The organism is Rhodospira trueperi, assembly GCF_900101965.1.
GTDB lineage: Bacteria > Pseudomonadota > Alphaproteobacteria > Rhodospirillales > Rhodospirillaceae > Rhodospira > Rhodospira trueperi.
On sequence record NZ_FNAP01000004.1, the window covers coordinates 231,377 to 252,752 of the forward strand.

Sequence of the window (21,376 nt, forward strand, 5' to 3'; positions counted from 1 at the left end):
CCCGCCGCGAGACCGTGACCCGCGCGGGGATTTTGACAGGGCCTGCCGTTTCTGGGTAAAGCGGGGAACCATTTAACCCTCGTTTCGTCATGGGCCGATGTCAACGTCCCTCCAGACCGTGCTTGATGAGACCCGCCCCCCAGCCGAACGCGCCGATCCGCTGCACCTGCTGGAACGCGCCATCCTGGAGTCGCTCGACACCATTGAGGCGACCCGCCCGGGCGGTCTCGTCAGCCTGAGTGTCGCGCTCCCCGATGCCGCGCCAGATGGCGACGCTGCGGTGAACCCGGTTCGGGGCGGGGATTGCCGCTGGCTGTCTCCCGACGAGGATCAGACCCTCTATGGGGCCGGGGAGGCCGTACGCCTCACCCTGCCGACGCCGGACGGGTTCGAGGCCCATCGGACGGCCTGGGTGGTCCTGGGGGAAGAGGGCCTACCGCCGCCCCTTGCTTTCTGGACTGTGCCGCCGGCGCTGGACCCGGCGCCGCCGGAACTCTGGGTGCCGCGTGTGCTGCTGCGCCGGACGGGGGGGCGCATGACCCTTACGGTCAGTCTGCGGCGCGGCGATACGCCGGTCGCGGAAGCGGTCCGATGCTGGCTGGCGGAGGCGCGGACGCTGCTGCACGGCAGGCCCCGTGACGTCCTGCCCGCCATCGCCGCGCGCGCCCCCAAGACCGACCTCGCCGACTGGACGGATCGGGTGCGGCGCACCACCGAGGCCATTGCCGCCGGCCGCCTCTCGAAGGCGGTGCTGGCACGGCGGCTGGATATCCGTCTGACCGGGACCGCAGACGCCCAAGTGCTTGCCGACCGGTTGGCGGCGCTGCATCCCGCGTGCTGCACCTTTGCCCTTGCGCACGGGCAGGGCCATGTGGTGGCGGCCAGTCCGGAGCGGCTGGCGGTCAAGCGGGGGGCCAAGGTCCACAGCACCGCGCTGGCCGGCACAGCGCAACGGCATGCCGACCCCGAGGCCGACGCGCGGGCCGCCGGGGATCTTCTGGCCTCGCCGAAGGAACGCCGCGAACACGCCATCGTCGCCGACGCCATCGCCGAGGCCCTGGCCGAGGTCTGCGAGTCGGTTGAGCGGCCGGAAACGCCCGACATCATGCGTTTGCGTCAGGTGCAGCACCTGCACACGCCGGTGACCGGGCATCTGCGCGCCGGTGTGGGGTTCCTGGATGTGGTCTCGCGCCTGCATCCCACGCCGGCGGTTCTGGGATGGCCCCGACCGGCCGCCCTGGACTGGCTGCGGGCCATGAACGAGGGCCGCGACGGGCTGTACACCGGCGTCGCCGGCTGGATCGACCGCGACGGCGACGGCGAGGCGGCCATGGTGCTGCGCTCGGCCTATGTCGAGGATCGCGCCGCCGTGCTGTGGGCCGGCGCCGGCATCATGGCCGAGTCGGATCCCGCGCGGGAATGGACCGAGACGGACCTGAAGCTCTCGACCCTGCTCAACCTGTTCGGCGATCCATGAGCACGCCGGGGGACGTGACCCAGCGATGGGCCGGGGCCTTGATGGACGGCCTTGCCGGCGCCGGATTGCGGCGGGTGGTGCTCTCGCCCGGGTCGCGCTCCACGCCGCTCACGCTGGCCGCGCTACGCCATCCGGACCTGACCCCTCGCGTCGTCATCGACGAACGCTCGGCCGCGTTCCACGCTCTCGGGCTCGCCAAGGCGGAGGGTCGCCCGGCGGCCGTGATCGCCACGTCGGGGTCGGCCGTGGCGAACTGGTTTCCGGCGGTGGTCGAGGCCGACATGGGCCGCGTGCCCCTGATCCTGCTGTCCGCCGACCGGCCGCCGGAGTTGCAGGACTGCGGCGCCAATCAGACCATGGACCAGATCGGGCTGTTTGGACCTCATGTCCGCGCGTTCCATCCATTGCCGCCGGCCGAGGCGGACATCGGCTGGCTGGCACCGCTGGCCGCCCGGGTGATGGCCGCCACCCTCCAGCCCATGCCGGGGCCGGTTCACGTCAACGTGCCCCTGCGCGAGCCGCTGGTGCCGACGGCCGGAACAGGCTCGGCGGTGTCCGGCCCTGTTCCGCCCCAACGTCTGTCGGCACGGGCGAGACCGTCGAGCGAGACCCTTGAAACCCTGGAGCGCGTGATCGGCGGCGGGCGCGGCGCCATCGTCTGCGGCACCGAGGACCTGGGCGCCGATGGTCGTGCGGCAGTGCTGCTGCTGGCGGAGCGGCTGCGGGTGCCGGTGTTCGCCGATGGGCTCTCCGGGCTGCGGTTCGACGCTCGGGCGGGCGCGGCCGTGCTGGCCCATCCGGATGAGGTGGCGCGGGGAGCGCCGCCGGCCGACTGGGTGTTGCGTCTGGGCGGTGCACCGGTCTCCAAGGCGCTGTCAACGTGGCTGCAAACCGCGCGCGGACGACCCCAGGTGGTGGTCTGTGCGTCCCCCCGGGTGGCCGACCCCGAAGGCACCGCGACCCATGTTCTTCACGCTGATCCGGCGGAGGTCTGTCGGGATCTCAAAGGATCGCCGGCGCCGGAGTGCTGGTTGCGGGACGTCGTGGCGATGGACGGTGTCGCCGCCAACGCCGCCGAGGCGATCTGCGCGGAGGACGCACCGTTCGAGGGCAACGTCCTGCGCCGTCTGGTGAGGGGGCTGCCGTCGGGCACGCCGCTGGTGCTCGGCAATTCGCTGCCGGTGCGGGCGTGCGATTGGCTCGCCGGGCGGGTGCCGGGCGGCCCGCGTCCGTTCGGCAACCGGGGTGTGTCCGGCATCGACGGCACCCTGTCCACCGCGTTCGGCATCGTGTCCGCGCTCGGCCCCGGCGTTGTCGTGGCGGGAGACCTGACGTTCCTGCACGATCTGGGCGGGCTTGCCCTGGGACGCGACCTGCCCCTGGCGATCCTGCTGCTCGACAACGGCGGCGGTGGCATCTTCGACCACCTGCCCCAAGCCGGCCTGCCCGAGTTCGAGCAGGGCTGGCTGACTCCGCCCGCGCTGGACGCGATCACCGCCGCGCGGGCCTTTGGCCTGTCCGCCGAAACGGTCGCCACCACGGATGAGGCCGTCGCGGCCGTGCGCGCGGCCCTTGACCGCCCGGCCGCCTCGGTCATCCGCCTGCCCATCGACCGGGCCGAGAGCCTGCGCCGGTTCCGGTCCTTTTTCGCCACCCGTCCCGCCCCCATTCGCCCACCAGGGAGCCCCGCTTCATGACCACCGAGACGTTCGACTGGCAGCCCGCCCCCGGCACCGACTACACCGACATCCTGTTCGATACCTTCGAGGGTATCGCCCGCATCACCATCAACCGCCCGCACGTCCGCAACGCCTTCCGGCCGGAAACGCTGGAGGAGGTCATGGACGCCCTGCACCGGGCGCGGCTGGATCCGGACGTCGGCGCGGTGATCCTGTGCGGCGCCGGTTCCGAGGCGTTCTGCGCCGGCGGTGACCAGAAGGTGCGCGGCGAGCATGGCGGCTATAAGAACGAGGCCGGCGTCAACCACCTGAACGCCCTCGACCTGCAACGCATGATCCGCACCCTCCCCATGCCGGTGGTGGCCATGGTGGCCGGCTGGGCCATCGGTGGCGGCAACGTGCTGCATTTGGTGTGCGACCTGACCATCGCCGCCGACAACGCCCGCTTCGGCCAGACCGGCCCGCGCGTCGGCAGCTTCGACGCCGGCTTCGGTGCAGGGTTGATGGCCCGCACGGTGGGCCTGAAGAAGGCCAAGGAAATCTGGTTCCTGTGCCGCCAGTACGACGCCCAACAGGCGTTGGAGATGGGCCTGGTCAACACGGTGGTGGCGCTGGCCGATCTGGAGCGCGAGACGGTCGGCTGGTGCCGCGAGATGCTGGCGCTGTCGCCGACGGCGCTGCGCGTGCTCAAGGCCGGCTTCAACGCCGACACCGACGGCCTGTCTGGTATTCAGGAACTGGCCGGCAATGCCACCGCCTTGTTCTACATGACCGAGGAGGGGCAGGAGGGTCGCAACGCCTTCAACGAGAAGCGCTCGCCGGACTTCGGCCGCTATCCGCGCCGGCCCTGATGCGGATTGCGGCCGCGACGGTCCATCCCTACGCCCTGCCGCTGGTGCGGCCGTGGGTGGCATCCCGGGCGACGCTGACCGAGCGACGCGGTCGGCTGCTGGCGGTGACGAGCGAGGACGGGCTGGTGGGTTGGGGTGACTGCGCGCCCCTGCCCAGTTCCGGCGAGGCGGGCCACGCGCGGGTGTTCCAGGCACTGAACGCGGCGGTGCGGGGGTTGCCGGGGCGCGATACGGCGGATGTGTCCCCGTCCGACGTGCCCGAAGTGCGCTGGGCCATAGAGACCGCCCTGTTCGACCTGGAGGCCCGCCGCGCCGGCCTGCCGCTGCGGCGGTTTCTGCGGTCTAGTTTCCCCGTCATTGCGAGCCCCCGTCAGGGGACGGGGGCTCGCAATGACGAGCCACGAACCATCGCCCCCGTCCGCGTGCCCATCAACGCCGCGCTCGGGCCGCTGGACGCGGGGTGCGCCGACCGCGCCGAGGCGGCGGCGGAAAGGGGCTTCGCGGTCGGCAAGATCAAGGTCGGGGTCGGGGCCATCGACGACGAACGGCGCGCCCTCGCCGATGTGATCGAGCGGGCGCGGGGCCGGCTGCGGGTCCGCCTGGATGCCAATCGGGCGTGGCCCGAAGCGGAGGCCCGGCGGTTCCTGGAGTCCCTCGTCGGTCTGCCGATCGACGGTGTCGAGGAACCGCTGGCCGATCCCACGCCGGCGGCGTTGGCGCACCTGCAAAAGGACCTGCCGTTCCCCCTGGCCGCTGACGAGTCCCTGCCGGTGCTCGGTGTCGACGCCCTGCTGGAGGCCCGGGCCGTGCGGCGGCTGGTGGTCAAGCCGGCGCGCCTGGGCGGCATCCGCGCGACGCTGGCGTTGGCCGCACAGGCGCAAACGGCCGGGGTTGAGCTGGTCCTCACGTCGGTGGTGGATTCAACGGTCGGGGTGACGGCCGCCGCCCATCTGGCCGCCGCGCTGCCAACGGAAAACACCCATGGCCTGGGCACGCTCGACTGGCTGACGCGCGACGTGGCGCCGCCGCCGGTGATCGTCGACGGCGCCCTATGTCTTCCCGCCGGCCCCGGGTTGGGTCTCGTCCCCAAGGGATAGCAACCGTGTGAGAACGGCTGCCGGTCGGACCTCCCGCTTGCGATCCGGGGCCACTTTGGTACGGTTTCGGAGTCCGGTCTCCGGAGCCGGGTCCAGCGGGAGGTGAACGGCCCATGACGGATGATCCGGTCCCGCGCGGCGACGCGTCGCGGTGCTCCCTGACCGGCCGCTGTCTGGTGGCCACATCCCGCATGCGGGATCCGATGCTCGCCGGGGCCGTCATCTACCTGTGCGTCCATTCGGAACAAGGCGCCATGGGCGTGGTCATCAACCGCATCCTGGAGGGCTTCAGTTTCCTCGGCCTGCTGCGGGAACTTCACCTTCCCCGGCCCGAACGGGATCCCGAGATCCCGGTTCACTTCGGCGGCCCGGCGGAGCGACAGCAGGGGTTCGCGTTGCACACCGCCGACTATGTCCGCGACGACACGGTGGTTCTGAACGCGGCGATGGCCTTCACCGCGACCCGGGAGGCCCTGCGCGACATCGCCCACGGCACCGGGCCGCGCCGCGCCCTGGTGGCCCTGGGGTATACGGGCTGGCCGCCGGGGCAACTCGACGCGGAAGTGCGCGATGACCAGTGGCTGGTGACGGACGCCGACCCCGATCTGGTGTTCGCCCCCGAGTCGGACACCAAGGCCGATCTGGCCCTGGCCCGGCTGGGCATCGACCCGGCGCGCCTGTCCGGCGAGGGCGGGCATGCGTGAGGGGGCGCCACGCCGACGGGATTGCACCGACCGCCGACTCCCCGACTCGGACTTATTCCTTGCGATCCGGGGCGGTCCTGGTAAGGTCGCGCTGTCCGTCGCTGGGTCGGCGGCGCGCCGTCGGCGCGCCCCATCCGGCACACCGCCCGGACCCCGTCCATGGCCCTGGGGGCGCACCCCCACGGACACGCGCCGTTCCGCGACCGGGAGCGACTCCCGCCGCCGTCGGCGCCTTTCGCGTCAATCCGTGAGCGGCCCGCCCGAGCGACCGGCCTTTTCCGTCGGCCATGTCGGCTTCGGCCCGGACCGACCAGCCAAGGGGACCCCACCATGACGAAGATCAAGGTCGCCAACCCGATCGTCGAACTCGACGGCGACGAGATGACCCGCATCATCTGGGCCTTCATCAAGGACAAGCTGATCCTGCCGTACCTGGACGTCGAGTTGCTGTATTACGACCTCTCGATCCAGAAACGCGACGAGACCGACGACCAGATCACCATCGACGCCGCCGAGGCGATCAAGAAACACCGCGTCGGCGTCAAGTGCGCCACCATTACGCCCGACGAGGCCCGCGTCGAAGAATTCGGTCTCAAGAAGATGTGGCGCTCGCCCAATGGCACCATCCGCAACATTCTCGGCGGCACCGTTTTCCGCGAGCCGATCATCTGCAACAACGTGCCGCGTTATGTGCCGACCTGGACCAAGCCCATCGTCATCGGCCGTCACGCCTTCGGCGACCAGTACCGCGCGACCGACTTCCTGGTGCCGGGCAAGGGCAAGCTGACCGTCACCTTTACCCCGGACGACGGCGGCGCGCCGATCACCCACGAGGTGTTCGACTTCCCCGGATCGGGCATCGCCATGACCATGTACAATCTGGACGAGTCGATTCGCGGCTTCGCCCGGGCGTGCATGAACTACGGCCTGAACCGGGGCTGGCCGGTCTACATGTCCACCAAGAACACCATCCTCAAGGCCTACGACGGCCGCTTCAAGGACCTGTTCCAGGAGGTGTTCGATACCGAGTTCAAGGACCGGTTCGACGCCGCCGGCATCACCTACGAACACCGCCTGATCGACGACATGGTCGCCTGCTGCATGAAGTGGGAAGGCGGTTACGTCTGGGCCTGCAAGAACTATGACGGCGACGTGCAGTCGGACACCGTGGCCCAGGGCTTCGGCTCGCTGGGGCTGATGACCTCGGTGCTGATGACCCCGGACGGCCAGACCGTGGAGGCCGAGGCCGCCCACGGCACCGTCACCCGCCATTACCGCCAGCACCAGAAGGGGCAGGAGACCTCGACCAACCCCATTGCCTCGATCTTCGCCTGGACCCGGGGTCTGAAGTTCCGGGGCGAGTTCGACGGCACGCCAGACGTGACGCGATTCGCCGACACCCTGGAGCGCGTGTGCATTGAGACCGTCGAGGCCGGCCACATGACCAAGGACCTAGCTATCCTGATCGGCAAGGACCAGCCGTGGCTGACCACCCAGCAGTTCCTGGACAAGCTGGACGAAGGATTGAAGGCGGCCATGGGGTGATCCGGAGGCCGATTGATCCGAAAACCGGATCATTGGTTCGGTGAAGCGATGACCAAGTGTAGGGCGGGTGACCGAAGGGCACCCGCCGTCTCTCGACGTGTAGGGCGGCTTGTCCTTCGGCCAGCCGCCCTACAGGTGCGAACCATTTTTGCCGGAAACCGTTTGTGCCGGTCCGGATCGCTCGGGATTTGAGTTTTCTGTTGGCGCAAATCGTCGTCTCGATCCGTTCCGGATCGCTCGGGATTTGCGCTAGATCTGCCCCAGTGTCTTGATCCGGGCCTTGGGGTGGATCTCGTTCTGGGACATGACCACCGTCATCGGACGGAACCGCTCCACGATGGAACGCACATAGGGGCGGATGCCGGGACTGGTCAGGAGGACCGGCGATTCCCCCTGCATGGCGAAGCGCTCGAAGGTCTGGCGCATGGTCATGATGAATTCCTGCAGGCGCGACGGCGGGATCGACAACTGCCGTTCCTCGCCCTGCCCGACCAGGGATTCGGCGAATTCCTGTTCCCACTGCGCCGTCAGGGTGACCAGCGGTACCACGCCGTCGGCGTTCACGCTGGCGTGGCACAACTGGCGCGCCAGTCGCGTGCGGACATGCTCGGTCAGGTGCATGATGTTGCGCGTGGTGGCCGACGCCTCGCTGATCCCCTCCAGAATGGTCGGCAGATCGCGGATGGAAACGCGCTCGTTCAGCAGGTTCTGCAGCACGCGCTGCACGCCACTGGTCGAGATTTGGTTGGGGATCAGGTCGGCGACCAGCTTCTGTTGATCCTTGTCCAACTCGTTGAGCAGTTTCTGGGTTTCGGCGAAGGACAGCAGATCGGCCATGTTGTCCTTGACCACCTCGGTCAGGTGGGTGGTGACCACGGTGGGCGGATCCACGACCGTGTAGCCCCGGAACATGGCCTCCTCGCGGTTGGAACTGTCCGACCAGACCGCCGGCAGCCCGAAGGCGGGCTCGGTGGTCTTTTCCCCGGGCAGGGTGATGTCCTCACCGCGCGGGTCCATGACCAGCAGCATGTTCGGGCGCAGGTCCCCGCGTCCGGCCTCCACCTCCTTGACGAAGATGACGTAGCTGTTGGCGCCGAGCTGCATGTTGTCCTGGATCCGGACCGACGGCATGATGAAGCCCATTTCGATGGCCAGGGAACGGCGCAGGGCCTTGATCTGCTCGGTCAGGCGTGACGCGCCGGGGGCGTTGATCATGCTCAGTAGGCCGTAGCCCAACTCCAGGCGCACGAGATCGATTCTGAGTGCGGTGGAGATCGGCTCCTCGGCCACGGGTGCCACAGGCGCCGGGGCCGCCTCCGCCTCCACCGCCTCGGTTCGGCGGCGTTTCCGTTGCAGGGCCAGGGCGGCTCCTCCCGCCATAAGCCCGAGCAGCGTGAACGGCAGAAACGGTGTGCCCGGCAGCAGCGCCAAGGCCATCGCCAGCACCGCGCTCATCCCCAGCGCGCTGGGATAGGCCTTGAACTGGGCCAGCAGTGTGGCTTCGGCGCTTTCCTTCAACCCGCCTTTGGCCACCATCAGACCGGCCCCGACAGAGACGATCAGGGCGGGGATCTGCGAGACCAGCCCGTCGCCGACGGTCAGGCGGGTGTAGACGTCGGCGGCCTCGCTGAAGCTCAGGCCGCCCTGCACCATACCGATGATCATGCCGCCGACGATGTTGATCAGGGTGATCAGGATGCCGGCGACGGCGTCCCCGCGCACAAACTTCGACGCACCATCCATGGCGCCGAAGAAGTCGGCCTCTTTCTGCATCTCCTCGCGCCGGTTGCGGGCCTCGTCCTCGGTGATCAGGCCGGTGGACAGGTCGGCATCAATGGCCATCTGTTTGCCCGGCATGGCATCCAGGGTGAAGCGGGCGGACACCTCGGCGATGCGCGTGGCCCCCTTGGTGATGACCATGAAGTTGACCAGCACCAGGATGGCGAACACGATCACGCCGATCACGAAATTGCCGCCCATGATGAAGCCGCCGAACGCCTGGATGACCTCTCCGGCGGCGTCGGGACCCTCATGACCGTTGGCCAGAATCAGCCGCGTCGAGGCCAGATTGAGGGACAGCCGCAACAGGGTGGCGATCAGCAGCACCATGGGGAACGAGTTGAACTCCATGGATTTGCGCACGTAGATGACGACCATCAGGATCAGGGTCGCAAAGGTCAGCGACAGCGCCAGCATGATGTCGAGCATCCAAGGCGGCATCGGCAGGATGAGCACCACCAGAATGCCGATAATGCCCAGCGCAAGCCCGATCTCGCCCTTGCTCAGAATCGACTGAACCCGGCGAACGGCATCGCCCAGGCTGTCCGCGCCCGAGCCGCCGCCGGCCCGTCCCTGGGGAACGTCGGACTCGCCTCGGGTGGCCACCGCCTGGCCCTGTGCGCCTGATTCCTCGGCCATCGCCGTTGTCTTTCCTCTTTCGTGTCGTCGGGCGGTCGCGCGCCGTCACGCGACGCCGGGTTACGGCGGTGCGGGGTGTCCGTTCGAGGCCTCGCCGGCAACGCCGACGCCCGGCGCGGGAACCGCGGTCCCCTCGTCGGTGTACTGGCGCAGTTTGTTGCGGAGCGTGCGGATCGAGATTCCTAGGATCGTGGCCGCATGGGTTCGGTTGCCCAGGCAATGGCGCAGGGTGTCGATGATCAGGTCCCGCTCCACATCGGCGACCGTGCGTCCCACCAAGCGGCCGGTTCCTCCGTCCTCGCTCGAAGGCCCCGGCGAACCGTCGGGTTGCGGTGGCGCGATGCCCTCGATCAGCACGGCATTCGGGCCGATGTCGTCGCCCTGGGCCAGCAGCACGGCCCGATGCAGGGTGTTTTCCAGCTCACGCACGTTGCCCGGCCACGCATGGGCCCGCAGCATGGCCAGCGCGGCGTTCGACAGCGGACGGTCGGGCAGGGCGTTGGCCTGGGCATATTTGCGGGCGAAGTGCGTTGCCAGCATATCGATGTCGGCCGGGCGTTGCCGCAGCGGCGGCAGCACCAGGGTGATGACGTTCAGGCGGAAGAGCAGGTCTTCCCGGAAGCGCCCGGCGGCGACCTCGGCGCGCAGGTCCCGGTTGGAGGTGGCGATGATGCGGGTATCGACCCGCACGGGCTTCTTGCCGCCGATGCGGTCGATCTCCCGCTCCTGAAGGACCCGAAGCAGCTTGGCCTGAAGGCGCGCATCCATCTCCGAGATCTCATCAAGCAGCAGGGTGCCGCTGTTGGCCTCCTCGAATTTGCCGATGCGCCGGGCCACGGCGCCGGTGAACGAACCCTTTTCGTGCCCGAACAACTCGCTTTCCAGCAGGGCCTCGGGGATGGCGGCGCAGTTCACGGCGATGAACGGGCCGTCGGCCCGGCGGCTGCTCTTGTGCAGATGGCGGGCGATCAGTTCCTTGCCGGTGCCGGATTCGCCGGTCACCAGCACGCTGGCGTCGCTGGGCGCGACCTGATCCGCCATGGCGACCACCCGGGCCATGGCCGGATCGCGGAAGACCAGGGCATGGCGGTCCTCGGCCACGGCCTCCAGGACGGCGGCGATCAGGTCCGGGTCCGGTGGCAGGGGAATGTACTCCTTGGCGCCGGCCTTGATGGCCCGCACGGCGGCGCGGGAATCGGAGCCCACACCATAGGCCACGACCGGAACGACGATGTGTTCGGCGACCATGGAGTCGATCAGCCCGGCGACATCGAAACGGCCGTCGATCATCACTACGTCGGCGCCGCGCCCCGCGCGCAGGGCTTCCAGGGCCGCCGGCACATCGTTCGCCTGCTCCACCTTGGCGCCCCGTTGCACGGCGATCCGCGCCGCTGCGCCGACCTGCCCTTCCATGGCGCCGATAATCAGGACGCGCATCACGGAGCCTCCCCGGAAGCCGGGTGGCGGCGTATGGAAGACAGGGGTTTGCGGTTCCTGTCAGACATGGAGGCGGCGCACTCGCTGATGGGGCGGCAGAACGCTGTTGAGCAGCATTTCCAGCCGCCGTGGGTTTTCCTTGCGGGCAATGGACAGAACGCCCACCACGTAGAGGTGGTTGACGAGGTGTTCCTCGGTGGCGTTGCGCTCCAGTTTGCTGGCCAGGGGAGAAAACACGACGTTAGACAGGATGGCGCCGTAGAACGTCGTCAGCAGGGCCACGGCCATGCTGGGGCCGATGCGCTCGGGATCATCGAGGTTGCCCAGCATCTGGACCAGCCCCACCAGGGTGCCGATCAGTCCCATGGCCGGAGAGACCTCGGCAGCCCGGCGCAACACCCCGACCCCGCGTCCGTGGCGGGCCGCCGTGGCGTCCATTTCCTGTCGCAGCATGGCCTCGACCTCGTCCTCGGCCACGCCGTCGATCACCAGTCCCAGGCCCTTGTACAGAAACGGCTCGTCGGCGGTGCTCTCCAGGGGCGCTCCCTGCAGCTTCAACAGTCCCCGCGCGCGCGCCAGTTCCGCCAGATCGATCAGGCGCTCGGCCGCGTCGCCCGGATCAATGCGTGGGTGCAGCACGGTACGCGGCAGGACGGAGAGGGTCGCCGACACCTCGTTGAAGGTGAACGAGGCCAGCGTGACCGATCCGGTGCCCAGGATCACGATCAGGATGGCCGGAAGATCGACGAAGGACCCGGGGGAGCCGCCCAGCAGCATGGCCAGGGCGATCAGGGCCAGCGCGCCGCCGATGCCGATGACGGTCGCCAAGTCCACGCCGGCGTAATCATTGCCGGCATCATCGGCGCGGGTGCGTCCGTACAGGGAGCCGCTGTCGGCCATCGGGTCTCAGCTCCGATCCGTTTTGATGATCTCGGTCATGGTCACGCCGAGGCGTTCCTCAACGACCACCACCTCGCCGCGCGCGACCAGCCGGTTGTTGACGTAGATGTCGATGGCCTCGCCGACCTTGCGGTCGAGTTCGACGACGGCGCCCCGACCCAGCTTCAGCAACTGATTGACCTGCATGTGCGACTTGCCGAGCACCGCCGAGACCTGGACCGGAATGTCATAGACCGCCTCCAGGTCGGACGCCGAGCGGGGCCGATCCGGGACATGGGTGGGGGGGTCCTCGCCCATGTCGCCGCCTTCGCCTTCGGCGGACCGTTTCGCCTCGTCAAGTTCGTCAAGATTGAAGTCCGTCTCGTCGGCCATGATGTCGTGATCTCCCTATGGACGGCTGGGCCGGTCGTCCCCGAGCGGGCTGTCGGAGGGCGTCGGGGGGACCTCCGGTGCATTCTGGTCCGCATGCCCATCCGGTTCCGGGTCTGTCATTGAAAGGGCGGTCTTCGGTTCCACGCCCGCATCCTCTTCGATCTCTGGTTCGAACGCGGGTTCGGAGTCCGCCGCGTCCACCTCCAGTTCCGATTCCGGTTCCGGTTCCGGTTCGATTTCGGTTTCGGGGTCCGGGTCCGCTGTCGCGTCCGTTTCAGGCTCGGGCTCGGGCTCCGGCTCCGGCTCGGTTTCGGGGTCCGGGTCCGGGTCCGCTGTCACGTCCGTTTCAGGCTCGGGCTCCGGCTCCGGCTCGGGCTCCGGCTCGGTTTCGGGGTCCGGGTCCGCTGTCACGTCCGTTTCAGGCTCGGGCTCCGGCTCGGGTTCGGGCTCCGGCTCGGGTTCGGGCTCCGGCTCGGGTTCGGGCTCCGGCTCTGGCTCGGGGGGCACGGGTTCTTTCAATTGGCGTTCCACCGCCGCCTCGATTTCTGACCACAGCCGGGCCGTGTCCCGCTCGATCCCGCCGTCTCCCCATTCGACGCGACAGTCGGCGGGTTCTAGCGTCGGATCGGCTCGCACCATGATGCGCCCTTCGTACCCCGTGGTGGTCTCCAGGTCGCGGACCGCCTCGCGCACGGTGTCTGTGACCGCATCATGGACCCGGATGACCAGACGCGGGCGGTCGATGAGATCAGGCAGGATACTGCTGACCAGACCGGCGATCTCGTCGGCTGCCGCCGCATCCATGGTTCTTGGGAACAGCCGCCGGGTGATGACCACGGCCAAGCGGATGGCCTCCTGTTCCATGGCGTCGTAGTACGCCAGGAGAGTTTGGTCCGCGCGGTCGACGGCATCGGCGATGGTCTTCAGCGCCGTGGCCTGGAGGTGCTCGTCCGCCTTGGCGGCTTCTTCCTGAGCCTCGGCGTGGCCCCGGATGTAGCCCTCTTCCCGCGCCGCCTCCAGTTGGGCGGCCGTGTAAAGGTCCGGCGGAGGGACCGTGGGCTGGGCGGCGGCCCGTCGGCGCCGGTCCAGACCGGCAAAGGTCTCGGCTTCGCTGTCGCTGTCGCTGTTGGCGGCCTGCGGTACCTCTTCGCCGACATCGCGCGACGGTGCGGCCGCCGCGTTCACGCGTGCGCGGCCCGGGTCGTCAAAGGAGCGGTCGAAAAGGAATTTCTCCACCGAGACCATGAACTGGCGGCTCCATCAGGGGCTGGGTCTCCGCGCCGCGACGGAGGGGGCTTGAGATTTGCGGCACCAGCCCCCTTCTTCCCCGGCCTCCCGAACGGGACCCCGAAGCGGGCCAGGTGGGGCGGCGGGCTGGCGGGGGCGTCAACGCTCAGTACACCAGTTCGTCGTCTTCCTTGCCTTCGGAGATGACGATCTGGCCGGTGTTGGCCAGTTCCTTGGCCAGGGTGACGATGGAATTCTGGGCCTCGTCGACCTCGCGCACGCGCACCGGCCCCATGGCCTCCATGTCCTCGCGCAGCATCTTGCCGGCGCGCTCCGACATGTTCTTGAAGAACAGGTCCTTGACGGTGTCCGAGGCGCCTTTCAGGGCGAGGCCCAACTTGTCCTTCTCCACATGGCGCAGCAGGACCTGCACACCCTGAGCATCGAGCCGCACCAGATCCTCGAAAGTGAACATGAGCTGCTTGATGCGCTCGGCGGACTCGCGGTTGCGTTCCTCCAGCGCGGTGACAAAGCGATTTTCGGTGTTGCGGTCGAGGCTGTTGAAGATCTCGGCCATCATTTCGTGCGCGTCGCGGCGCGCCGTGCGGGCCAGGTTGGACATGAATTCCGTCCTCAGGGTCTTTTCCACGCCGTCCAGCACCTCTTTCTGCACCGCTTCCATGTGCAGCATGCGCATCACCACTTCCATGGCGAAGTTCTCGGGCAGCAACGCCATGACGCGCGCGGCATGATCAGGCTTGATCTTGGAGAGCACCACGGCGACCGTCTGCGGATACTCGTTCTTGAGGTAGTTCGCCAGCACCTGCTCGCTGACATTGCCCAGCTTGTCCCACATGGTGCGACCGGCGGGACCACGGATTTCCTCCATGATCAGTTCGACGCGGTCCTTGGGCAGCGCGCGGCCCAGCAGGCGCTCGGTGGTATCGAAAGAGCCGACCAGGGAGCCGGTGTTGGAAATGGCGTCGGCGAATTCCACGAACAGGCGCTCGACCAGGGTCGAGTTGATGGTGCCCAGGGAGGACATCACCTGCGACAACTCGCGGATTTCCTCGTCGTCCATCAAGGCGAACAACTTCGCGGAATGATCCTCGCCCAGCGACAGCATCATGATGCCGGCTTTCTGAGGGCCTGTGAGGCTGCGATAATCTTCCTTGACACGCGCCACGGTCGAGTCTCCGTGCTGAACCGTCTAAGCCTAGCTTTCCTGATACATCCAGTTGCGGATGATGCTCAGGGCCTCTTCCGGATGCTTGTCCACAATCTCGCCAATCTTGCGCAAACTGGACGCCTTTACCCGGCCCTCGACTTTTTCGATGTCGATCAGTTCGTCGGGATCGTCGAATTCGTCGTCGCCCAGCCCGATCGGCACCGGCGCGGTGGCCGGTCCCGGAAGCTGCGGGGCCCCCGCCGCCTCGGCCGACAGAAGACCCGTTGCGCCGCCATCGGCCCCGGACGGCAGGCTCTCGAAGGCCCGCGTGACCAGGGGACGGACCACCAGAAGGATGACCAGGATGGCGACGATGGCCACGCCCAGCCCCTCCGCCATGCGCATGATCTCGTCCTTGGTGAAGCCCATGAACATCCAGGGCTCTTCCTCGGCGAACAGGGCGTCGAGATCGGCGAAGCGCATGTTGAGGACCTCGATCTGGTCCCCCCGCGCGGCGTCGTACCCGACGGCGGACTGCACCAGGGCCGTGATCTGCTCCATTTCCTCTGCGGAACGCGCCTCGTACGTCGCCTCGCCGTCGGGGCCGGTGCCCCGGATGCCGTCCACCAACACGGCCACGCTGAGGCGGCCGATCATGCCGGCTTCGCGGACTTGGTTGGTCACCCGGCGGGAAATCTCGTAGTTGACCGTCTCCTCGGTGCGGTTCTCGCTGGTGGTCGCGGTGGCGGAGCCTCCGGTTTCCTGCAAATCGGCGTCCGGCAGATTGGTGCCCACCGAAACGGGCGGCGGTTCGGAGTCGCTGCTCTCGAAGACCTCCTCGACCGTGACCGTGGAGCGGGCCACCTGTTGGTCGGGATCATAGATCTCCTCGTTGGTGACCACCCGGTCGAAGTTCATGTCGGCATGGACCTCGGCGCGCACGGTGTCGGGCCCCAGGGTTCGGGTCAGGAGCCCCTCGATCGAGCGCGCCAGCCGCTGTTCCTGGGTGCGCCGGGCCTCCTCGCGCGTCAGGGCGGCGAGGCTGCCATCCTCGTCCATGCCCCGGGTCAGCATATTGCCCCGTTCGTCGATGATCGAAACGCGCTGCGTGCTCATTCTCGGGACCGCAGCCGCGATCAGGTTCTGGATCGCGACCACCTGACCGGCATCCAATTGGGCGCGACCGGTGGCGACCATGACCGACGCGGACGGCTCATTGGTCTCGCGCGAGAACACCTCGCGTTTGGGCAGCACGAGGTGAACACGCGCGGTGCGTACGCCCTCGATGGAGCTGATGGTGCGTGCCAGTTCGCCTTCGAGGGCGCGCACCAGATTGATGTTCTGGATGAAATTGGTGGTGCCCAGGATGCTGGATTCGTCGAAGACTTCATAGCCCACCGTCGCGCCGCCGCCGGCCGCCAGTTCGGCCGTCTGCAACCGCATGCGGTCACGCTGATCGGCCGGCACAAGAATCTCGGTGCCGTTTGCCGCCAGTTGATACGGGATATTCTGCTCTTCCAGGCTCTGCACGATGGCCCGGGCCTCGTCCTGTTCCAGGCCGCCGTAAAGCAACTCGAACTGCGGCGCGGCGAAGCGGGTGATGAAGAAAATGACGAGGCCGATCAGGGCCACGGCCACGCCGGCCATGGCGGCCAGACGCGCGGGGCCGAGATTGCGAAGCTGGTCCATGAAGCCACTCAAGGCATGGCCCTCTGATCAGACGGTTCGGGTGTGAAACCGCGTAGGGTGATCGAAGCGGGCGCGGGGCGGAGTCCGTTCCGATCTTCCGCGGGGGCGCGATGCCGTGTCGCCGAACCTTGGAGACCGCCCTGACCCACGCTCAGGCTAGCCGTGCGCGGTTAAAGAACTCCTTAACAGTAGGCAGATCTTGCCGCATGCCGGGGTTCCCCTCGATTCGTCCGTGTCCTCGTGATACTGAGTTCGGCGACAGCCACAGCGCAGGGAGGCCCCGCCATGTCCGCCCGCACAGGTCCGATCGTCATTCTGACCGGCGCCGGTATTTCCAAGGAATCCGGCCTGGACACCTTCCGCTGCGCCGGCGGCATCTGGTCTCAGGTGCGCCTGGAGGATGTGGCGACACCGGAGGGGTTCATGCGAGATCCCGACCGCGTGCAGGCGTTCTACAACGACCGTCGGCGCGGCTTGCTGACCGACAACATCCGACCCAATGCCGCGCACGAGGCTCTGGCCCGGCTGGAATGTGAATGGGACGATGAGGTGTTCCTGGTCACCCAGAACATCGACGACCTGCACGACCGGGCGGGCTCTTCCAACCTGCTGCACATGCACGGGGAATTGCTGAAGGTCCGCTGCGAGGTCTGCCACGGCGTCCACGAGTGGCGTACCGACCTGGGCACCGGCGAGGACACCTGCCCGGCCTGCGGCGCGCTGGGCCGGTTGCGTCCGCATGTCGTCTGGTTCGGCGAGATCCCGCTCGGCATGGACCGGATCGCCGATGCGCTGGAGCGCTGCGCGCTGTTCATGTCGGTGGGCACGAGCGGGACGGTCTACCCGGCCGCCGGCTTCGTCGCCGAGGTCACCCGCGTCGGCCGCGCCCACACCGTGGAACTGAACATGGAGGCCAGCAACGGCGCCTCGCTGTTCCGCGAGGTCCTCCAGGGACCGGCCACCGAGCTTGTGCCGGCCTACGTGGACCGGCTGCTGGCCGAGGGGATTCCGGGGTAGTCACCCGTGCCGACTCTGGACGAGACCGCCGCGGCGGCGCGCGCTTGCACGCTGTGCGCTGATCACCTGCCGCTGGGACCGCGCCCGGTGCTGCGGGCGCGCGGGACGGCGCGGATTCTGGTCATCGGTCAGGCCCCGGGCACGAAGGTCCACGCCACCGGCCTGCCCTGGAACGATCCCTCCGGCGACCGGCTGCGGGCGTGGATGGGGGTGGACCGCGAGACCTTCTACGACGACCGCCGGATCGCCATCATCCCGATAGGCCTGTGCTACCCGGGCCGCCTGCCGCGCGGCGGCGACGCCCCGCCCCGGCCCGAATGCGCGCCGACGTGGCATCCGGCGCTGCTGGCCGGGCTGCCCGATGTGGCGTTGACGCTGCTGGTGGGGCAGTACGCCCAGGCGCGCTATCTGGGCGAAGGGCGCGGCCGCACCCTGACCGAGACCGTGCGCGCCTTCGCCGCGCCGTTGGAGGGGGCAGGGCTGTTGCCGCTGCCGCACCCGAGTTGGCGCAATACCGCGTGGCTGCGCCGCCATCCCTGGTTCGAGGCCGAGCTTCTGCCTGTGCTTAGGGACCGTTTGGCGACGCTGCTCGAACGGCCTTGACGGCGGCGGGCCGGCGCGAGACAACCGCTTCGTCCCGACCGTTTCCCCTTTCCCTCGCGCCGGATTTTCCCGCATGGACGCCACCACGGCCGCCCGGGCCAGCCTTGCCGACTATCTCGCCGACAGCCAGGACGTGCTGCGCCGGACCCGCGAGGCCGGCCTGGAGGGCGCGATGGACCGGGCGGTGGCGGTCATCGCGGACGCGCTGGGCGCCGGCCGGCCGCTGTTGGTGGCCGGCAATGGCGGCTCCATGGCCGATGCGCTCCACATCGCCGGCGAGTTGACGGCCCGTTTTCTGCTGGAGCGGCGCGGTTTGCCGGTCATCGCCCTGGGCGCGAACTCCTCGACCCTGACGGCCTGGAGCAACGACGTCGGCTACGCCAGCCATCTGGCGCGCGAGGTGGAGGCGTATGGAACGGCCGGGGGCGTGCTTCTGGCGATCAGCACCAGTGGCAATTCGCCCAACATCGTGAGCGCGGCGGAGACCGCGCGGGCCAACGCTATGACCGTGATTGGCCTGACCGGAGAGGGCGGCGGGCGGCTGGCGCCGCTGTGCGATATCCTCATCGCCGCGCCGTCCCGCTTCACACCGATGATCCAGCAGGCCCACCAAGCCCTATACCATTATCTCTGCCTTCACGTAGAAGCCGCCCTCGCCTGACTGCCCGGGAGACGCCCCATGCACGGAACGCAGTCCATCGCCGCGCCCACCCATCCCGGCCACCGCCGTTTCTCGGGCGAAACCCTGGTGGTCGCCAGCCACAACCCGGGCAAGGTGCGGGAGATCGCCGACCTGTTGCGGCCGTTCGGGCTGTCCCGCGTGCTGGCCGCCGGGGATCTGGGATTGCCCGAGCCGGAGGAGACCGGTCGAACCTTCACCGCCAACGCCGTCCTGAAGGCGCGCGCGGCGGCGGAGGCTGGCGGGCACCCCGCCCTGGCGGACGATTCCGGGCTGGAGGTGGCGGCGCTGGAGGGGGCGCCCGGCATCCTCTCGGCGCGCTGGGCCGGGCCGGACAAGGATTTCGCCCGCGCCATGGAGCGCATCGCCCAGGAACTGGGCGCCGGCCGCGACCGGCGCGCCAACTTCACCTGCGCGCTGGCGCTGGCGTGGCCAGACGGTCATGTTGAGTGCTTCGAGGGCCGCGTCTTCGGCGACATCGTCTGGCCGCCGCGCGGGGAAAAGGGGTTCGGTTACGACCCCATCTTCCAGCCCGACGGCCACGCCATCACCTTCGCCGAGATGGATCCGGAGGCCAAGCACGCCATCAGCCACCGCGCGGAGGCCTTTCGTCGGCTTGTGGCGGCGTGTTTCGGGGGGTGATACGGGTTTCGGAGCATCCGTCCTTGCCGCTTCCGCAGTATTCAGTTCGGGCGGTCAGCGCCACCCGGGCTCCCTTCCTGGTTCGATCTGCGTCACATCAAGTGTTGTTGCACTCGTCATTGCGAGGAGCGAAGCGAAGAAGCAATCCAGGGCGAAACGTTGTGCTCTCTGCCCTGGATTGCTTCGCCCTCGTCTGTCGACGAGGGCTCGCAATGACGAGTCAAACCGCCGCACGAGCGACGGGCTCCCGCTTCGGCCGAAAATGTGTGAATCGGAGAGCCCCAACGGGGAAAGAGACGGCCAGTGCATTCCGAACCGGACCGGAACAAACGGACTTCGTATGACCGCGCCCGGCCGCCCGCCGTCAGCCGCCGGCGGTGTTGGCGCTCGCCCGGCTGAAATCGCGGGCGGCGAGGTCGTCGGGATCGATGTAGAACTCGACGACACCACAATCGCAGAACATGAAGTCGGTGCCGTAGTCGCTGTCCAACACCAGCAGGCGCACGCCTTCACCCGTCGTGAAATTGGTTTTTGCTTGCGGGTATCCCAGCATGACATGCTCGGACTGCCCCACGGACGGGCGGATCCAGCGATCAACGACCTCAAGGGCCAGGGGCGGAAGAACGGCGCGCAGATCGGCATCGAACACTGCCCGCTGCGCCACCCGTTTCACCGCGCAGAGTAGGGCGGTGTTGGCCTCCTGCGCGTTCAGTTCGGTCAGGATCCAGTGGATCACCCGCGCCGACAGGTCGGGGTCGGGCCGGTCACAGTCCGGCAGGGACCGCAGAACCGGCGCAAAGGCCTGAATCTGCTCCAGGCGGTCCTGAAGACCCGAGAGCTTCGCCTGATGCTCCGATGACCGCGCCCCGGCGCGGTCATCCAGGAACTGGCTCTCGTACGCGATCTTGGACGCACACTCGGTCTCGAGCGCGGTGGCGAATTCCGACATGACCGCGCCGCACCACGGGAATGCGTCGTCCTCGGCGAAGGGGGCGTTCAGATGGGGCTTGCGAACAACGTTCCCCTCCGCGTCGCGGGCCCAATCCGCCGTCTCCTCATCCATCACCCGCTCGGCGCCCACGATCTGCTTGGAGAAGTCCTTGGACGGTGGCGGCAGGTGTGCCTTAAGCTCGGCCGCGAACATCTCCAGAGCCAAGGTTTCGAGGTCCGCCGAGCGTCCGGACGGATCGACGGGAAAAGAGCGGATGGCATGGCCCGTGACCGGCCACGCCGGGTAGGTCTTCACCCCGACGCGGGCATGTCCTCCCCCCATCTTCTGGTACGCGTGACCGATGTCAGGCATGTCGTCCGGCACGGCCTGTTTTTCGGCGACCCGCTGAGGCGCGGGAACATAGAGCACGCGCGTCCGATCCCCCGGCTCGTCATCCATCCAGAGCATTTCCTCGTCGATGTCGCCGAAGAACAGCAACAGGCCGTCCGGCGGCAGAGGCGTATCGGTGGGCACGCTTGGCATCTCGGCGCAATCGATCTGGGCCAGGAAGTGCAGGGGCTGCCCGGTCGAACGACCGCGCGGCCAGGGAACATGGGGCGGCAGGGACGGCAGCCCGCCCAGGTGACTGTGTCCGGGCGCTTCGGATCCCAGGGGCCAGACCCGGCGCAGATAGATGGCCGCTCGCTCGCGCCGGCGCAGTTCAGCGCGCAGTGCGTCCCCGGGGTCGGGGCCTCGCGCCGGATCGGCCGCAGTCCCGTCGCCGCAGCGACGGCGTCCGAAAATTGCCATGGCGACGCTCTCCCTCCTGGTCTGGTCCGGGCTGGCCGGGCGGTTCTCCCGCGTCCTGGGATGAGGACCCGCGTCCCGTTGCCGTAGTCTGGCGTGGGACTCTGACCTCAATCATAAGCGTGCCGAGTCG

General features: G+C 68.4%; 18 protein-coding genes. 10 read left to right on the plus strand and 8 right to left on the minus strand.

Annotated features, from left to right (window positions below; genetic code table 11):
- Window positions 1-97: 97 nt before the first annotated feature.
- From BLS85_RS07540 to BLS85_RS07565, 6 genes are all read left to right on the plus strand, one after another.
- Window positions 98-1,477, plus strand: a complete 1,380-nt coding sequence (locus BLS85_RS07540) for an isochorismate synthase (RefSeq protein ID WP_092784805.1) — start codon at window positions 98-100, stop codon at window positions 1,475-1,477.
- Window positions 1,474-3,174, plus strand: a complete 1,701-nt coding sequence (gene menD, locus BLS85_RS07545; protein WP_176793484.1) for a 2-succinyl-5-enolpyruvyl-6-hydroxy-3-cyclohexene-1-carboxylic-acid synthase — start codon at window positions 1,474-1,476, stop codon at window positions 3,172-3,174. The genes BLS85_RS07540 and menD overlap by 4 nt, the downstream gene beginning before the upstream one ends.
- Window positions 3,171-4,007: a 1,4-dihydroxy-2-naphthoyl-CoA synthase gene (menB, locus tag BLS85_RS07550; RefSeq protein WP_092784633.1), complete on the plus strand. Its 837-nt coding sequence runs from the start codon at window positions 3,171-3,173 to the stop codon at window positions 4,005-4,007. The genes menD and menB overlap by 4 nt, the downstream gene beginning before the upstream one ends.
- A complete protein-coding gene (locus BLS85_RS07555) occupies window positions 4,007-5,104 on the plus strand; it encodes a mandelate racemase/muconate lactonizing enzyme family protein (RefSeq protein WP_092784636.1) in 1,098 nt (365 codons plus the stop codon). Before menB ends, BLS85_RS07555 begins: the two co-directional genes overlap by 1 nt.
- A gap of 113 nt (window positions 5,105-5,217) precedes the next feature.
- Window positions 5,218-5,808 (plus strand): YqgE/AlgH family protein, encoded by a 591-nt coding sequence (locus tag BLS85_RS07560; RefSeq protein ID WP_092784639.1) that lies wholly within the window; start codon window positions 5,218-5,220, stop codon window positions 5,806-5,808.
- 330 nt (window positions 5,809-6,138) lie between these two features.
- The gene (locus BLS85_RS07565; RefSeq protein WP_092784642.1) at window positions 6,139-7,353 is read left to right on the plus strand and encodes an NADP-dependent isocitrate dehydrogenase; all 1,215 of its coding nucleotides are present in this window, start codon (window positions 6,139-6,141) and stop codon (window positions 7,351-7,353) included.
- A gap of 249 nt (window positions 7,354-7,602) precedes the next feature.
- Here the strand turns inward: BLS85_RS07565 and flhA are convergent, their stop codons facing one another.
- The 7 genes from flhA to fliF all read right to left on the minus strand — a co-directional run bounded on the left by flhA (window position 7,603) and on the right by fliF (window position 16,564).
- The gene (gene flhA / locus BLS85_RS07570) at window positions 7,603-9,771 is read right to left on the minus strand and encodes a flagellar biosynthesis protein FlhA (RefSeq protein WP_092784645.1); all 2,169 of its coding nucleotides are present in this window, start codon (window positions 9,769-9,771) and stop codon (window positions 7,603-7,605) included.
- A 60-nt stretch (window positions 9,772-9,831) separates the two neighbouring features.
- Window positions 9,832-11,208, minus strand: a complete 1,377-nt coding sequence (gene flbD / locus BLS85_RS07575; protein ID WP_092784648.1) for a sigma-54-dependent transcriptional regulator FlbD — start codon at window positions 11,206-11,208, stop codon at window positions 9,832-9,834.
- 60 nt (window positions 11,209-11,268) lie between these two features.
- On the minus strand, window positions 11,269-12,108 hold the full coding sequence (locus tag BLS85_RS07580; RefSeq protein ID WP_092784651.1) for a motility protein A: 840 nt from the start codon (window positions 12,106-12,108) through the stop codon (window positions 11,269-11,271).
- A gap of 6 nt (window positions 12,109-12,114) precedes the next feature.
- Window positions 12,115-12,480 (minus strand): flagellar motor switch protein FliN, encoded by a 366-nt coding sequence (fliN, locus tag BLS85_RS07585; protein WP_092784654.1) that lies wholly within the window; start codon window positions 12,478-12,480, stop codon window positions 12,115-12,117.
- Between the two features lie 15 nt (window positions 12,481-12,495).
- Entirely contained in the window at window positions 12,496-13,725 is a 1,230-nt protein-coding gene (locus BLS85_RS07590; RefSeq protein WP_092784657.1) for a FliH/SctL family protein, read from the minus strand.
- A gap of 148 nt (window positions 13,726-13,873) precedes the next feature.
- Window positions 13,874-14,893 carry a flagellar motor switch protein FliG gene (fliG, locus tag BLS85_RS07595; protein ID WP_092784660.1) on the minus strand — a complete coding sequence of 340 codons (1,020 nt, stop codon included), beginning with the start codon at window positions 14,891-14,893 and terminating at the stop codon, window positions 13,874-13,876.
- 30 nt (window positions 14,894-14,923) lie between these two features.
- Window positions 14,924-16,564, minus strand: coding sequence for a flagellar basal-body MS-ring/collar protein FliF (gene fliF / locus BLS85_RS07600; protein ID WP_245699133.1), 1,641 nt, complete (start codon window positions 16,562-16,564; stop codon window positions 14,924-14,926).
- Window positions 16,565-16,849: 285 nt separating this feature from the next.
- Here fliF and BLS85_RS07605 point away from each other — a divergent pair, with 285 nt between their 5' ends.
- The 4 genes from BLS85_RS07605 to rdgB all read left to right on the plus strand — a co-directional run bounded on the left by BLS85_RS07605 (window position 16,850) and on the right by rdgB (window position 19,505).
- On the plus strand, window positions 16,850-17,581 hold the full coding sequence (locus BLS85_RS07605) for an NAD-dependent deacylase (protein WP_092784666.1): 732 nt from the start codon (window positions 16,850-16,852) through the stop codon (window positions 17,579-17,581).
- Window positions 17,582-17,587: 6 nt separating this feature from the next.
- Window positions 17,588-18,184, plus strand: coding sequence for a uracil-DNA glycosylase family protein (locus tag BLS85_RS07610; RefSeq protein ID WP_092784669.1), 597 nt, complete (start codon window positions 17,588-17,590; stop codon window positions 18,182-18,184).
- Window positions 18,185-18,257: 73 nt separating this feature from the next.
- The gene (locus tag BLS85_RS07615) at window positions 18,258-18,845 is read left to right on the plus strand and encodes a D-sedoheptulose-7-phosphate isomerase (protein ID WP_092784672.1); all 588 of its coding nucleotides are present in this window, start codon (window positions 18,258-18,260) and stop codon (window positions 18,843-18,845) included.
- An 18-nt stretch (window positions 18,846-18,863) separates the two neighbouring features.
- On the plus strand, window positions 18,864-19,505 hold the full coding sequence (gene rdgB / locus BLS85_RS07620) for an RdgB/HAM1 family non-canonical purine NTP pyrophosphatase (protein WP_092784675.1): 642 nt from the start codon (window positions 18,864-18,866) through the stop codon (window positions 19,503-19,505).
- A 364-nt stretch (window positions 19,506-19,869) separates the two neighbouring features.
- On the opposite strand, the gene BLS85_RS07625 is transcribed toward rdgB, so the two are convergent.
- Window positions 19,870-21,246: a DUF1963 domain-containing protein gene (locus BLS85_RS07625; RefSeq protein ID WP_092784678.1), complete on the minus strand. Its 1,377-nt coding sequence runs from the start codon at window positions 21,244-21,246 to the stop codon at window positions 19,870-19,872.
- Window positions 21,247-21,376: the final 130 nt, after the last annotated feature.

Excerpts from the sequence above, each read along its gene's own strand:
- BLS85_RS07540 (WP_092784805.1), top strand. The coding sequence starts at position 98 with ATGTCAACGTCCCTCCAGACCGTGCTTGATGAGACCCGCCCCCCAGCC.
- menD (WP_176793484.1), top strand. The coding sequence starts at position 1,474 with ATGAGCACGCCGGGGGACGTGACCCAGCGATGGGCCGGGGCCTTGATG.
- menB (WP_092784633.1), top strand. The coding sequence starts at position 3,171 with ATGACCACCGAGACGTTCGACTGGCAGCCCGCCCCCGGCACCGACTAC.
- BLS85_RS07555 (WP_092784636.1), top strand. The coding sequence starts at position 4,007 with ATGCGGATTGCGGCCGCGACGGTCCATCCCTACGCCCTGCCGCTGGTG.
- BLS85_RS07560 (WP_092784639.1), top strand. The coding sequence starts at position 5,218 with ATGACGGATGATCCGGTCCCGCGCGGCGACGCGTCGCGGTGCTCCCTG.
- BLS85_RS07565 (WP_092784642.1), top strand. The coding sequence starts at position 6,139 with ATGACGAAGATCAAGGTCGCCAACCCGATCGTCGAACTCGACGGCGAC.
- flhA (WP_092784645.1), bottom strand. The coding sequence starts at position 9,771 with ATGGCCGAGGAATCAGGCGCACAGGGCCAGGCGGTGGCCACCCGAGGC.
- flbD (WP_092784648.1), bottom strand. The coding sequence starts at position 11,208 with ATGCGCGTCCTGATTATCGGCGCCATGGAAGGGCAGGTCGGCGCAGCG.
- BLS85_RS07580 (WP_092784651.1), bottom strand. The coding sequence starts at position 12,108 with ATGGCCGACAGCGGCTCCCTGTACGGACGCACCCGCGCCGATGATGCC.
- fliN (WP_092784654.1), bottom strand. The coding sequence starts at position 12,480 with ATGGCCGACGAGACGGACTTCAATCTTGACGAACTTGACGAGGCGAAA.
- BLS85_RS07590 (WP_092784657.1), bottom strand. The coding sequence starts at position 13,725 with ATGGTCTCGGTGGAGAAATTCCTTTTCGACCGCTCCTTTGACGACCCG.
- fliF (WP_245699133.1), bottom strand. The coding sequence starts at position 16,564 with ATGGACCAGCTTCGCAATCTCGGCCCCGCGCGTCTGGCCGCCATGGCC.
- BLS85_RS07605 (WP_092784666.1), top strand. The coding sequence starts at position 16,850 with ATGTCCGCCCGCACAGGTCCGATCGTCATTCTGACCGGCGCCGGTATT.
- BLS85_RS07615 (WP_092784672.1), top strand. The coding sequence starts at position 18,258 with ATGGACGCCACCACGGCCGCCCGGGCCAGCCTTGCCGACTATCTCGCC.
- rdgB (WP_092784675.1), top strand. The coding sequence starts at position 18,864 with ATGCACGGAACGCAGTCCATCGCCGCGCCCACCCATCCCGGCCACCGC.
- BLS85_RS07625 (WP_092784678.1), bottom strand. The coding sequence starts at position 21,246 with ATGGCAATTTTCGGACGCCGTCGCTGCGGCGACGGGACTGCGGCCGAT.